Annotated in this window: 13 protein-coding genes and 1 other annotated feature; of the genes, 7 read left to right on the top strand and 6 right to left on the bottom strand. The window is 39.1% G+C overall.

The annotated features are described in order from the left end of the window. The first annotated feature begins 52 nt into the window (after window positions 1–52). The 6 genes from CPRO_RS15890 (at window position 53) to leuB (ending at window position 5,886) form a co-directional block, all read left to right on the top strand. Window positions 53–184 (top strand): hypothetical protein, encoded by a 132-nt coding sequence (locus CPRO_RS15890; RefSeq protein WP_257721885.1) that lies wholly within the window; start codon window positions 53–55, stop codon window positions 182–184. Continuing rightward, a complete protein-coding gene (locus tag CPRO_RS04600) occupies window positions 124–759 on the top strand; it encodes a FadR/GntR family transcriptional regulator (RefSeq protein ID WP_236782416.1) in 636 nt (211 codons plus the stop codon). The genes CPRO_RS15890 and CPRO_RS04600 overlap by 61 nt, the downstream gene beginning before the upstream one ends. Window positions 760–944: 185 nt before the next feature. Next, window positions 945–1,190: a binding site (T-box leader), on the top strand. A gap of 134 nt (window positions 1,191–1,324) precedes the next feature. Then, on the top strand, window positions 1,325–2,989 hold the full coding sequence (leuA, locus tag CPRO_RS04595; RefSeq protein WP_066048375.1) for a 2-isopropylmalate synthase: 1,665 nt from the start codon (window positions 1,325–1,327) through the stop codon (window positions 2,987–2,989). Between the two features lie 52 nt (window positions 2,990–3,041). Beyond that, window positions 3,042–4,316, top strand: coding sequence for a 3-isopropylmalate dehydratase large subunit (gene leuC / locus CPRO_RS04590; protein ID WP_066048372.1), 1,275 nt, complete (start codon window positions 3,042–3,044; stop codon window positions 4,314–4,316). Further along, window positions 4,313–4,810 (top strand): 3-isopropylmalate dehydratase small subunit, encoded by a 498-nt coding sequence (gene leuD / locus CPRO_RS04585; protein ID WP_066048369.1) that lies wholly within the window; start codon window positions 4,313–4,315, stop codon window positions 4,808–4,810. The genes leuC and leuD overlap by 4 nt, the downstream gene beginning before the upstream one ends. Before the next feature lie 2 nt (window positions 4,811–4,812). Continuing rightward, on the top strand, window positions 4,813–5,886 hold the full coding sequence (gene leuB / locus CPRO_RS04580; protein WP_200777654.1) for a 3-isopropylmalate dehydrogenase: 1,074 nt from the start codon (window positions 4,813–4,815) through the stop codon (window positions 5,884–5,886). A 158-nt stretch (window positions 5,887–6,044) separates the two neighbouring features. Here leuB and CPRO_RS04575 read toward each other — a convergent pair whose 3' ends face one another. The 5 genes from CPRO_RS04575 to CPRO_RS04560 form a co-directional block, all read right to left on the bottom strand. After that, complete coding sequence (locus CPRO_RS04575) at window positions 6,045–7,640, bottom strand: potassium/proton antiporter (protein WP_066048359.1); 1,596 nt, start codon at window positions 7,638–7,640, stop codon at window positions 6,045–6,047. A 370-nt stretch (window positions 7,641–8,010) separates the two neighbouring features. Next, the gene (locus tag CPRO_RS04570) at window positions 8,011–8,397 is read right to left on the bottom strand and encodes a hypothetical protein (protein WP_082754223.1); all 387 of its coding nucleotides are present in this window, start codon (window positions 8,395–8,397) and stop codon (window positions 8,011–8,013) included. Window positions 8,398–8,402: 5 nt separating this feature from the next. Next, entirely contained in the window at window positions 8,403–8,582 is a 180-nt protein-coding gene (locus CPRO_RS04565) for a hypothetical protein (protein WP_066048353.1), read from the bottom strand. A 312-nt stretch (window positions 8,583–8,894) separates the two neighbouring features. Further along, window positions 8,895–9,068 carry a hypothetical protein gene (locus tag CPRO_RS15210; RefSeq protein WP_157881631.1) on the bottom strand — a complete coding sequence of 58 codons (174 nt, stop codon included), beginning with the start codon at window positions 9,066–9,068 and terminating at the stop codon, window positions 8,895–8,897. A 149-nt stretch (window positions 9,069–9,217) separates the two neighbouring features. Beyond that, on the bottom strand, window positions 9,218–9,427 hold the full coding sequence (locus CPRO_RS04560) for a hypothetical protein (protein ID WP_066048350.1): 210 nt from the start codon (window positions 9,425–9,427) through the stop codon (window positions 9,218–9,220). A gap of 187 nt (window positions 9,428–9,614) precedes the next feature. On the opposite strand from CPRO_RS04560, the gene CPRO_RS04555 reads away from it, so the two are divergent. Then, window positions 9,615–10,064, top strand: coding sequence for a helix-turn-helix domain-containing protein (locus tag CPRO_RS04555; protein ID WP_066048347.1), 450 nt, complete (start codon window positions 9,615–9,617; stop codon window positions 10,062–10,064). A gap of 784 nt (window positions 10,065–10,848) precedes the next feature. Here the strand turns inward: CPRO_RS04555 and CPRO_RS04550 are convergent. Then, window positions 10,849–12,681 (bottom strand): methyl-accepting chemotaxis protein, encoded by a 1,833-nt coding sequence (locus CPRO_RS04550; protein ID WP_066048344.1) that lies wholly within the window; start codon window positions 12,679–12,681, stop codon window positions 10,849–10,851. Window positions 12,682–13,137 lie beyond the last annotated feature (456 nt).

Raw genomic sequence — 13,137 nt, 5'->3', positions numbered from 1 at the left:
TAGAATGTTTTATGATGTTTTTGTTGACCTTTAAAAAACAAGGAGGAAAAATGTGAAAAATGAATTTATTCCTGCCTCACAAGTTGCAGCAAACGAACTGAGCGATATGATTTTTTACAAAAAATATATAAACCTAACGAAAAATTACCAAACGAGCATGAGCTTTCCGCCCAATTGGGCATAAGCCGTGCAACATTGCGTGAGGCAATTAAGCTTCTGGCAGCAAAGGGTATTTTAACCATCAAGCGGGGTAGTGGTACTTTTGTTTCTCCTTTGGAAGATCAAGCAGCCGATGTTTTTGGTGTAACTTATTTGAAGGACAAAGTGAAGCTGATAAACAGTTGGTTCGAATTTCGTTTGATTTTAGAACCCTCTTGCATCCGCCTTGCCATACAAAACGGTACCCCTCAAGAACTCCAAGAAATTATAGACTCGGCAAAACGTATGGAAGCTCTGAATATTTTAGAAAAAGATGTTCAGAAGGAGGCAATCATCAAGGAGGATCAACTTTTCCATATTGCCATTGCTACCGCTACTCATAACGACATCATTCAGCTCATTATGCCTTCTTTGGCGGCGGCAGTTAAGGACTCTATTATTACCGCAACCCAAATCGGAACAGATGTAAAATCAATTGATAATGCCCTTACCTATCATGGGAAAATTGCAGAGTTCATTGAAATGAGAGATGCTGATGGAGCAGCCATGGCCATGCACTATCATCTCGCCAAAGGCATTCGGGATCTTAACACTCCCTAAACCTTATCTCAATAAACTTTTTATGACTCAACTTGAAATTTATTGAGGAAGCTCTGAGAATTACTTTTGCACGGGCCTCCTTTTTCTTGTATATTATGGTTTTCTCAGTCGAAGCATTTTTTTAACCAAAAAGGTATTGACACAAGAACAATTATCTGCTAGAGTACTCATTAAATTGTATCTATAAAAATGCAACGAAAAGGAATAGTAGATTCTTGGATATCTTCAGAGAGCTGTCGGTTGGTGCGAGGCAGTGTTACGAAAAGAGCCGAACTCGCCTTGGAGCAGGACACTGAAAAGACTTTCGTCGGTAGGTGTTCCCGGAATTTCCGCCGTTACACGGAAAGGGATATGCTTGTATCCTAAAAGTGCGCCTTAATTATTTAGGCGAATAAGAGTGGTACCGTGGAAGTCAGCCTTTCACCTCTTTGCGAATTTGCAAACAGGTGAAAGGCTTTTTTATTTGGTATCAATTTTATATACCACTTTCGTGGCGCAGAATTCTTTTCTTGTTGCAGCATCAAACAAAATCTGAGAAAAGAAGAGATTTTAAGGAGGAAGAAAAATGGAGAATTATCAAAAATACAAAGCCTATGAAACAGTTGAAATGTCTGATAGAATCTGGCCCAGCAAAAGAATCACCAAAGCCCCCTACTGGTGCAGTGTTGACCTTCGGGATGGCAATCAGGCATTGGAAACACCTATGGGTCTGGAGCAAAAATTAGAATTCTTTGATTTTCTTGTTAAAATGGGCTTTAAGGAAATTGAAATCGGATTTCCCGCGGCTTCTGAAACGGAATATGATTTTACAAGAACTTTGATTGAAAATAACTTAATTCCCGAGGATGTTACGGTTCAGGTTTTAACCCAGTCTCGCGGGCATATTATTCAAAAAACCTTTGAAGCATTAAAGGGCGCAAAAAATGCTATCGTCCATCTATATAATTCCACATCTACGTTGCAAAGAGATGTGGTTTTCGGAAATTCTCAGCAGGAAACCGTAGAATTGGCGGTTTATGGCGCCACTCTGATTCGTGAGATTGCAGAAAGCTATCCCGAAACAAATTTCCGCTTTGAATACTCTCCCGAAAGCTTCACGGGGACAGAAATGGATTTTGCCGCCAAAATCTGCAATGCAGTCATTGATGTTTGGGAACCAACAGCAGATCATAAAGTAATCATTAATCTGCCTGCAACAGTGGAAATGGCTACGCCAAACCTATATGCAGATCAGATTGAGTACATGTGCCGTAATTTGAAAAACAGAGAAAATATATTGGTGAGCCTTCACGCCCACAATGACCGTGGCACCGCTGTTGCAGCAACAGAATTGGGTATGTTGGCAGGAGCTGACCGTGTGGAGGGCACTTTATTTGGCAATGGAGAGCGCACCGGTAATGCAGATATTATGACCGTTGCTATGAACCTGTTCACCCAAGGCGTTGACCCCATGTTAGACTTTACGAAAATTGATGAAGTGGTGGAAATTTATGAAAGTACCACAAAGATGAATGTTCATCCCCGTCATCCTTATGCAGGGCAATTGGTGTACACAGCCTTCTCTGGAAGTCATCAGGATGCCATCCGCAAAGGTATGGAAGGAATGAAAAATCATCCTGAGCATTGGGAAGTTCCCTATCTGCCCATTGATCCAATGGATGTGGGAAGAAATTATGATCCCATTATTCGCATCAACAGCCAATCAGGCAAAGGCGGCGTTACCTTTATTCTGGAGCAGTATTATTCTTTGCATATGCCAAAATCGTTCCAAAAGGATGTGGGTGCTGTTGTTACCCGAGTCTCGGACGAAATGCAATGTGAGCTGAGCCCTGACAAGATATTCGAGATATTCAATCAAGAATACGTCGATATTCGCAGTCCATTAAAATTGATTCAATACCGCACGGAAACCGTAGACCCCGAGCGGGATGTTCTTGCCATTGAAGCAGAGATTGATTACCACGGTGAAAGGCATTTCATTCAAGGCGAGGGTAACGGTGTTGTTTCCGCTTTCTGTCATGCCATAGATGATTTCATTCATATGCCCATTGACATTGTCAATTACCGAGGGCACTCCATGGAATTGGGCACGAATTCAAGAGCAATTTCCTACATCGAAACAAAGGATGCTCAAGGAAATCGATATTATGGCGCTGGCACTTCCTCCAGTGTAGGCAAGTCCTCTCTGCGGGCAGTGGTGAGTACTATCAACAAAATGCTGTCAGTTTAAAGAACAAGGTGCATTCAAGGTCATAAATAATTATTGAAAGGAAGTATTTCATATGGGAATGACAATGACACAAAAAATACTTGCAAAACACGCAGGGTTAGATAGCGTGGTTCCGGGCCAGTTAATCCAAGCCAAATTGGATATCGTAATGGGCAACGACATTACCACAGCAGTTGCGCTGAACGAATTTAAAAAAACAGGTGCTACAGAAGTTTTTGATACAGATAAGGTAGTTATTGTACTGGATCACTTCACACCTAACAAGGATATTAAAGCGGCGGAACAATGTAAAAGCTGTCGTACCTTTGCTTATGATATGAACATAAAAAACTTTTTCGATGTTGGAAAAGCAGGCATCGAGCACGCACTGCTGCCTGAACAGGGAATTGTAGTTCCAGGTCAAGTCATTATCGGCGCTGACAGTCATACCTGTACCTACGGTGCATTGGGTGCTTTCTCCACCGGCATCGGCTCTACGGATATGGCCATCGGTATGGCTACTGGGGAATGCTGGTTTAAGGTACCCTCTGCAATTAAGTTTCATATTGTGGGCAAAAAACCTCCCTATGTCAGCGGCAAAGATGTTATTTTACATATTATCGGAAAAATTGGCGTAGACGGAGCTTTATACCGCTCCATGGAATTTATCGGAGAAGGCATAAAAGAATTAACCATGGACGACCGCTTCACCATTGCAAACATGGCAATCGAAGCGGGAGCAAAAAACGGTATTTTCCCTGTTGACGAGGCATGCATTGCCTATGCAAAGGAGCATTCTAAAAAAACCTTTGACATTTTTGAAGCGGATGCAGACGCTGAATATGATGAAGAAATAACCATTGATCTCTCTTCCTTGGAGCCAACGGTTTCCTTCCCCCACTTACCTGATAACACCAGAACCATTGATCAGGTTGGAGATGTAAAAATTGATCAGGTGGTAATTGGCTCCTGTACAAATGGCAGAATTGAAGATATGGCCATAGCCGCAGATATTCTTCGTGGTAAAAAAGTTGCGGATCACGTTCGTACCATTATTATTCCTGCCACACAGGAAATTTATTTGGAATGTATCCGCCGTGAATATGTAACCGACTTTATAGAAGCCGGTGCCATCTTCTCCATGCCTACCTGTGGTCCTTGCCTTGGAGGGCATATGGGTATCTTGGCAGCAGGAGAACGTTGTGTCTCCACTACAAACAGAAATTTTGTGGGACGTATGGGGCATGTGGAAAGCGAAGTTTATCTGGCAAGCCCGGCAGTAGCCGCAGCATCAGCCATTGCCGGTAAAATTGCGGATCCTAGAAAGATTGGGGGTAATGCTGAATGAATGCAAAAGGAAAAGTTCTAAAATACGGTGATAATGTGGATACCGACGTAATCATTCCTGCAAGATACTTAAACGTATCCAATGGAGAGGAATTGGCTAAGTATTGCATGATTGATATTGACCCTGATTTTACTAAGAAAGCACAAAAAGGTGATATTATTGTAGGATTGAAAAACTTTGGCTGTGGCTCTTCCAGAGAACACGCCCCACTAGCAATCAAATGCGCAGGCATTAGCTGTGTCATTGCCTCCACCTTTGCTCGCATTTTCTACCGCAATGCCATAAACATTGGTTTACCTATTCTGGAATGTGATGAAGCGGCAAAGGACATGGAAAACGGCGATGAGGTAAGCATCGATTTTGACAGTGGCATCATCACCAACCATACAAAAAATCGTACCTATCAGGCACAGCCCTTCCCTCCATTTATTAAGGAAATTATGGCATCTGGTGGCTTGGTAGAGCAAACAAAGGAAAAAATAAAGGGGTTATGATTATGGGGGAATATAAAATTGCAGTTATTCAAGGGGACGGTATCGGCCCAGAGGTCACTCAGGAAGCCATTAAAATATTAAACGTTGTTGGTGAAAAATTTCATCACAACTTTACTTTTGAATATGCTCTTGCTGGGGGCTCTGCCATTGATGCTTGTGGAGAGTGCTTACCGAAAGAAACTTTAAACATTTGCAAAACGGCAGACGGTGTTATACTGGGCGCTGTGGGAGGTCCAAAATGGGATAATGTGCCCAATGCCCAGCGTCCCGAAAAAGCACTGTTAGGCTTGCGGTCAGAATTGGGGCTGTTTTCCAATTTGCGTCCTGCAAAAATTTATGACGCTTTGGCAGATGCTTGCCCTCTAAAAGCTGAAATCGTTGCCGGTGGACTGGATATCCTCATTGTAAGAGAATTAACAGGGGGAATCTATTTTGGCGAGCGAGGCTATCGCGAAGGAAAATATGGCGAAGAGGCTTACGATGTAGAAACCTATAGCGAAGTTGAAATCAGACGAATTTTAAAAAATGCTTTTGAAGTTGCAATGCAGAGAGAAAAAAGAGTTTGCTGTGTAGATAAAGCAAACGTTTTGGAAACCTCCCGCCTTTGGAGAAAAGTTGCAGAAGAAATAAAAAATGAGTATCCCGAGGTTGTTCTTTCCTATATGTATGTAGATAACGCGGCGATGCAGCTGGTACGCAATCCCAAGCAGTTCGACGTGATTGTTACCTCCAACATGTTTGGAGACATTTTATCCGATGAGGCAAGCATGATTACAGGTTCCATCGGCCTGCTTCCATCAGCAAGTTTAGGGGATAGCTCCCATGGTATGTATGAACCCATCCACGGCTCTGCTCCTGACATTGCAGGACAAAACAAGGCAAATCCCATTGCTGCCATTCTCTCCGCAGGAATGATGCTGAAATATTCTTTCCATTTGGAAAAAGAATCAGAAGCCATCGAGAATGCAGTCAAGGCAGTTTTAGAGCAAGGCTTGCGCACTCCCGATATCTATTCCCAAGGCACAACTCTCCTTGGCACAAAGGAAATGGGGGAAGCAATCGCCGAACACATATAAGTAGAAGCGTTGCCTTCTTGATTGAAGCAATCTTCCATCTTATGATTTTACAAAGGATATTCTTAAAGGAATACTAAAATTCATTCATATGATGAAGACATAATTTTAGGGCATCACGGTTTTGGGCCATGATGCCCTAATTAAATAGAAATTTTCAATTATAGTACTTCTGAAAAAACAAGAATATCCTCTTCTTGCAATACGGTGTCTCCTTTGGGAATCACAATACTCTCTCCTCGACGAATTACAATAACCCGCTCATCCCCGCTGATGGCATCTGCTATTGTTTTTCCGTACCAGCGTGTTTCTTTTTTAACCTTCATTTCATATAATGTTAACCCTTCAATTCTATTGGGTGATTTTCCGCTTAAAATAAAAATATCATCCCCCAAAATTTCCGTATCTCCATTGGGCATAATATTTTCTTTCTCTCTCACAATCAAGAGTAAAAAGGAATCGGGAGGCAACAGAATGTCTTTCACTTTCTGATGAACCCATAGGTGATCTGAAGGAATTGCAAGCTGTAGAAACTGCACGGGCAGTTCATCCATATAATCGTTAAAGGTGCTCATTACGTCTATATCGTTGTCCGTCATATTTAATCTTTTCGACACAAAGGGAATTAAAGTTCCCTGAATTAAAATTGAAAAAAGTACGATGAAAAACACAATATGAAATATATCGTTATTCATTTCGTTCACCCTGATTGTGGCCATTATTGCAAAAACAATGGAGGCGGCACCCCTTAATCCTGCCCAGGAAACCAAACGTTTTTGTCCTTTGGAACTTTTAAAAGGTGTCAGTATTGCATAAACAGCCACAGGACGAGCGATAAAAGTTAAAAAAAGTGAGATTGCCAAAGCAGGAAATGCCACCTTTGGCAGTTGAGATGGAAAAGCTAAAAGACCAAGCAGGAAAAAGAGTAATATCTGCATTAAGCCCGTCAACCCGTCAAAAAAGTGAACAAGCTCAGATTTATCCTCTATTTTACTATTCCCAAGGATGATTCCCGTAATATAGGCACTGAGATATCCATTTCCTTCAAAAAATGTTGGTGCTGCATAGGAAATAATGGCGATTGCCATAATAAAAATGGAATAAAACCCTGAACTGGAAAGTTTAAATTTTTTGAAATACAGAAGTGTGATTACAGCAATTCCTACACCAAAAACACCACCGAATATAATTTGTTTAAATATTAAGAATATAAACTCTTGAGGAGAATTATGTCCATTCATAAATGAAAGTACGATTATGGTAAGCATATAAGCAAAGGGGTCATTACTCCCACTTTCAATTTCAAGAAGTGATGCTGTATGATCTCGGAGGTTTAACCTTTTTGAACGAAGAATTGAAAAAACCGAAGCAGCGTCAGTTGAACTTACAACTGCACCAATTAGAAAACTTTCTAAAAGCGAAATACCCATGACGAAAAAACAAAATATTCCTACGAGAATTGCTGTAAAAATTGTTCCCATGGATGAAAGTAAAATTGCTTTGACCGCAATCGGCTTAGCCTCATCCCACTTTGTACCGAACCCACCGTAAAACATTATAAAAAGAAGTGCTATAGAGCAGACCTGTTCCGCGAAGTAATAATTATCAAATTTAATTTTGACCATACCGTCGGAACCAAAAAACATACCCAGCAGAATAAATACTAATAGAACCGGCATTCCAATCTTATTTGAAATTTTATTCCCTAGTACACATACGATTATTATTGTTGCAACTAATAGTAAATTTAAAACCATTTTTGCCTCCCTTCAAGCGTAGTGCTAAAAATTTCAAAGGTTGAACGTTAACAATTTTGAAACTTTTGACACAAATTTTATTTACCATAATAATTATATCAAAAAACTATTATTATGTAAATCTTACTTTCCTTTGAAATTGCTCGCTTTTCTCAAATAAGGCAACTCTTAACAAAAAATTTATACAGATAACTCAAATTATATTTATATTATGCATTATTCCATAACGAAATTACGAGTGTCATTTCTGAAATAAACAACCTGTTTTTCCCCAACTTCCTGCTCCTTTGTGAAGGCTTTCAAATATCTTTCTGATTTTCAAATGCCCCAATGCGCTTTTTATTGTCAAGCATTGAGGCAAAATATGTTCTTATCTTTTTTTATCCAATATACTGAAAAATCTTTTTCTAAGTACATAAAACCCTGATCTGCTGAAAGGAATGTCCAAATATTCATAGGTTATCCCGTCCGTAACATTTTTTAAGATATATTTATATAATTCACCATCTGTTTCCAAGGCTGCTTGCTCTATCATTTGAATCTCCGCAGACAGTTTTGCTCTTTTGATAGCGATATTAGCTGTTCTGTCAGAAAAAATGTCACCACCTTTTCCTCCAAATTGAGGAGAAGAAAGTTCTGTCATGGAAAGCAGCCCTTTCTTTTTTTCCCTGTACTGTCTGCAAAAATATTTTAATTCCCGATAACGATTATTGGAGATATCATACTCCGAAAGCTGTAAATCTCTTTCCTTTGCCAATGGCTTCACCTCTTTACTTTATTTAACTTCTGTCTTTTATAACGCTCAACCTCATCATTATGCGCAGTACGGGCTTCTCGAAGCTTATCCAGTTTATCCCGTTCCTCTTTATACCGACAGCAACTGATATGACAAAGCGGATGACGCTCTTGGCAATGGTAACAGCAAGTAATTTTATAGCACATTTTAACCCCTCCCTATTGCAAAATACGCTCAAACTATCCTTTGTAGACCTCAGAAGCCATCAAAAAACAACGAATATAAATTTGAATGAAAAACCATCCGAATTATTTTAAATTCTACGTATAATAATTAGGTGAACAAAATTCACATGATAAGCCCTTTTGGTAAGCCCCCTATTTACTTCTTAACTGCAATTGAACCATAGCATTATGATTTTCCTTCTACGGATTTATTACGCTACATAGTTCAATTTCTACCTTTGTCGAAACTATCTTCCTGAAATCCGCTGTAACTTAAAAAATCGCCTTTGACTTTTAAAACGGAAAATAGATACGTTTTACGCATTGGTCGCAGCCAACCCAATTATTATTAATAACATACATCACCTCGTAATTTGTTTCACCACAGTTTGGACAAAAGGCGGTTATATCTTGACAATCCCCGCACCCATCGCATTCCTTATCCATCAATCTGCATTGATAAGACAATTCCAGCCCCCCCAACTTCTTTTGCTAGCAATACCTTTTATTTTGCTTGTAGAGCCAAATTACACAACTTTTTTTACTAGGTTTCAAACTTTTATGTTCTCATCCTTTCTTTCTAAAGAAAAGCGAATTTTTTGTCGCATATTATGCGACTATTTTGCAAAAAAAATTCTTTCTGCATCATTTCCTTCCAGCCTCAATATCTGAACCAGCTTATCCACTTCTTTTATGGTAAAGCATTTACCAATACCATTCAACTTATCGTGAAAAACATGATTGTTCATTCCCAGTTTCTCAGCTGTTCTGGCTTCTGTGAGTCCTTTCTTCTGAATTTTCTCTTTTAATTTGTTTGCATCCACCATACTATCACCTCCTCCTGTCGCATGCTATGCGACAACTTAATACTAGCGAACAATTATAGAAAAGTCAACCTTTTTTGTAAAATTTTGTACATTCGCATTTTGTGCAACATTTTTGTCGCATTCTATTGCATATATGCGATTTTCTGCTATACTTAACTTATGTTTTCAAGAGGAAGGAGGTTACAAAATGAATGTTGGACAAAGAATTAAAGAATGCAGAATTAGAAGGGGGCTCACCGTAGATGAACTGGCGGAAAAACTGAAGAAAAATCGGGCTACTGTTTACCGTTATGAAAAAGGCGATATCGAAAATTTACCCATTACGATACTGGAACCAATTGCAGAAGCTTTGGGCACCTCTCCCGCCTTTTTAATGGGTTGGACAGAGAACAGTGCTCCCTTGATGGAAAAAAAGAACATATATGAATTTGAAGAAATGAGAGAGACCTTCCAACCTACTACCCATGAGTTGGAAGTTTTGAAAGCCTACCGTAATCAACCTAATATGCAGCCTGCTGTTGATCGCATCTTAGGCGTCACCTCCAGACGTCATATTCGTATGGAAGGCAAAGTTGCCGCTAGAGGCTTTCAGGAAACCACGTTCACTAATATGATTGATAAAACACAGGAAACATGAAAAGTCTTCTTGATGAAACTGCTGAAGATATTGATTTTTAGTGTCTCTGATAGGGTTCTAATTCTCGATTTTTACTTCCAAAATAATCCTTTATACACTTGCTTTTATAAACATTATACTTTGATACAAAACCATGTAAAGGGAGTGTTATCATTGAAGTACAATTTATCGGCAAGCAAGACTGTTGGATTAATCAGCTTCCTGCTAATTTTGGGGAAATCTGTAGGTTTTACAAAATGAAAACCATCCCCTATTCCAAATTCACCCTACGGGATATGGTGTAGCCTGAGGCAAAAAATGGAGATGGCTTTTCTTTTAAACTGAAAAATCAATATTACATCGTTCAATGACAGTATCAATCATCTTGGGCAAATTCGCTTCACATTGTCACATGAAATCGACCATATTTTATTAGGCCACTTTAAGACCATCACATTTTATCGCAACAGTGAATAGATTCTCCAACAATCGAAAAAGAAACACAAGCGAATATTTTTGTAAGAGAATTACTAATGCCTGCTATTGTTCTTTCCACCTTTGATGTTCACTCAGCCAAAGAAATTTCCATACTTTACTATTAACATGCAATCAGCCAAAATTAGGACAAAACGACTAGAAGTGTTGTACCGACGGAACTGTTTCAGCTTCATCCCCTAGAACGAGGTGTACTGTTGCAGTTTAAAGATTATATACAAAATAATATTAAAAAATAATTTATCCCCCGAAGGTTGATTAAAAACTAACCTTCAGGGGATTTTTTAACACAATTTATTTATTTAAAAACTTAATACTTTCCTTCAAAACTTTCCTGCATAGAATCAATGGACGTGTGGGGAGCAACATGATCTACCTTAGTATCTGCTGTGTCATTGAAGTCCTTTAGTCGAAATTTTCCAATCAGTTCTTTTAGCATCAGTGATTGCCCTGAAAGCTCCTCACTTGCTGCTGCACTCTCCTCAGCAGTTGCAGAGTTCGTTTGTACAACAACTGCAATTTGCTCTACACCCAGATTTACCTGTGCAATAGAAGCAGCCTGTTCTTCGCTGGCGTCTGCAATATATTGAATAATTTGAGAACTCTTTTCCGCATTTTTCACAACATCTGCCAACGCCACTGCTGTTTCATTAACATGATTTGCGCCTTGCTCTACAGCCTTGATAGACTTTTCAATTAAATCAGCAGTATTCTTTGCACTTTCGGCTGATTTTCCTGCCAAGTTACGTACTTCATCTGCAACAACCGCAAAGCCTCTTCCTGCTTCCCCCGCCCTTGCAGCTTCTACAGCAGCATTTAGGGCTAAAATGTTGGTTTGGAAAGCAATGTCTTCTATGGCTTTAATGATTTTTCCAATTTCCTTGGAGGTATTGCTGATTTCTTCCATGGATTGAACCATTTGATTCATCTGATCATTTCCACGATGAATCGCATCTGTCGATGCAACGGAAATTGCCTTGGCTTCCTCCGCATTTCTGGCCGTCTCACTGCTATGTTCTGAGACCTCATTCATTGATGCGGATAATTCCTGAATTGAACTGGCCTGCTCTGTTGCCCCTTGTGAAAGAGCCTGAGCGCCGGCTGCAACCTGCTCTGAACCATTTGCAACTTGTTCTGCGGCAATATTAATTTGCACAAGGGTATCATTCAGCATATCTGCAGTGCCGATTAGCGCTTGCTTCACTTTCCAAAAATCTCCTTCATAAGAATTTTGGAACGTTAAATTTAAATTCCCCCGTCCAATCTCTTCTAATAGATAGGAAATTTCATCAATATATAATATGTAGGTTTTTAGTCTATTAATTAAAACCACCATGGATTTTGCCAGCTGACCAATCTCATCATTACTGTCCATGTCAACCTCTGCATCCAAATTTCCTTCGGCTAAGGTACGAGTAACTTTATTTAATTTAGCAATGGGCTTTACAATGCTTAAAACAATATAAAACCCTAACGAGCAGGAAACACCTACACAAATAAGAATGATAATAAGCAACTCAATGATAGATTTCTGAATGCTGGCTTCAACAATTTCGTTTTCTTCAGCTATATAGGTATCAATAAAATCTGTATAATTACCTGTGCCTAAAACCAGATCAAAAGGGGCGAAATATGCTGAATATCCTCTTTTCGGCAGCGCCTCTGTTTCTCCCGGTCTTGGAAATACAAAATCAGTGTAACCACCACCATTCAGAGCCTGCTCCTTAATGGCTTGAACAAAGGGGAAGCCCGCAGCATCTTTTGCATCCCCTCGGTTTGTTCCTTCTGTATCTTTTCCCAAAAGAACAACGCAAGTTCCATCCGTCTTGTCTCCCCAGAAATAGCCATCCTCCCCGTATCTCATATTGCGCAGTGTTTCCAATCCTATTTTTTCTGCCTCTTCTCTTGTATAAACCCCCTGCAAATGTGCATTATATACACTTTGTAGAACTGATACAGCACTTTCTACCTGTTCTTTAATCTTTTGGTCAAATTCCCCTCTGATCTCTTTCTCCATGGTTTCAAGGAACATATCTTTTTGTGTTTCCATTCTTAAAATAGATGTCCCCGCTACACCAATCCCCGAAAGTGCTACCAGCAACATTAAAATTGCCATTTTTGTTTTGATTTTTAGTGATTTCACTTGACCCCTCCTTTTTCTCTGTGCACATACGAATTAAATTCATAAATGGCTCTTTTGTTGCATTACACACACAAATTATCCCTTTTTACCATTTTTAAACCTTAATTCATGTAGATTAAATATATATTTAATAAAAATTATATCATGCATTCTCCATTTTGCAACATTTATTTCCAATTTTCATGCAAAAAAAACCATATTTGATACTTTCAATTGTAAATATTTCATATAAAAAATACTTTCTGAAACTGTTAAATTCCGAAATAAATCTTATTTAAATCTTATTGCTCAAAATACGTGAATTAAGGTTATGATGTGATTGAGGAAACGAATGGCCTACGGTTGGACAAGATGTTTCGATTTGATTTACACTAGGAACAAATTAGCATTCCTTTGCATTTTATAATTATATATCGAATTATAGGAAATCCATATTTTTTACCAAAATGGATTGGT

Source organism: Anaerotignum propionicum DSM 1682 (assembly GCF_001561955.1).
Lineage (GTDB): Bacteria > Bacillota > Clostridia > Lachnospirales > Anaerotignaceae > Chakrabartyella > Chakrabartyella propionicum.
Note: the sequence above shows the minus strand (reverse complement) of the source record. Positions and strands in the feature narration are given on the sequence as shown.

Bases quoted from the DNA above. Each gene is read 5' to 3' on its own strand.
- leuA (WP_066048375.1), top strand. From the start codon at position 1,325: ATGGAGAATTATCAAAAATACAAAGCCTATGAAACAGTTGAAATGTCT.
- leuC (WP_066048372.1), top strand. From the start codon at position 3,042: ATGGGAATGACAATGACACAAAAAATACTTGCAAAACACGCAGGGTTA.
- leuD (WP_066048369.1), top strand. From the start codon at position 4,313: ATGAATGCAAAAGGAAAAGTTCTAAAATACGGTGATAATGTGGATACC.
- leuB (WP_200777654.1), top strand. From the start codon at position 4,813: ATGGGGGAATATAAAATTGCAGTTATTCAAGGGGACGGTATCGGCCCA.
- CPRO_RS04575 (WP_066048359.1), bottom strand. From the start codon at position 7,640: ATGGTTTTAAATTTACTATTAGTTGCAACAATAATAATCGTATGTGTA.
- CPRO_RS04565 (WP_066048353.1), bottom strand. From the start codon at position 8,582: ATGTGCTATAAAATTACTTGCTGTTACCATTGCCAAGAGCGTCATCCG.
- CPRO_RS04560 (WP_066048350.1), bottom strand. From the start codon at position 9,427: ATGGTGGATGCAAACAAATTAAAAGAGAAAATTCAGAAGAAAGGACTC.
- CPRO_RS04555 (WP_066048347.1), top strand. From the start codon at position 9,615: ATGAATGTTGGACAAAGAATTAAAGAATGCAGAATTAGAAGGGGGCTC.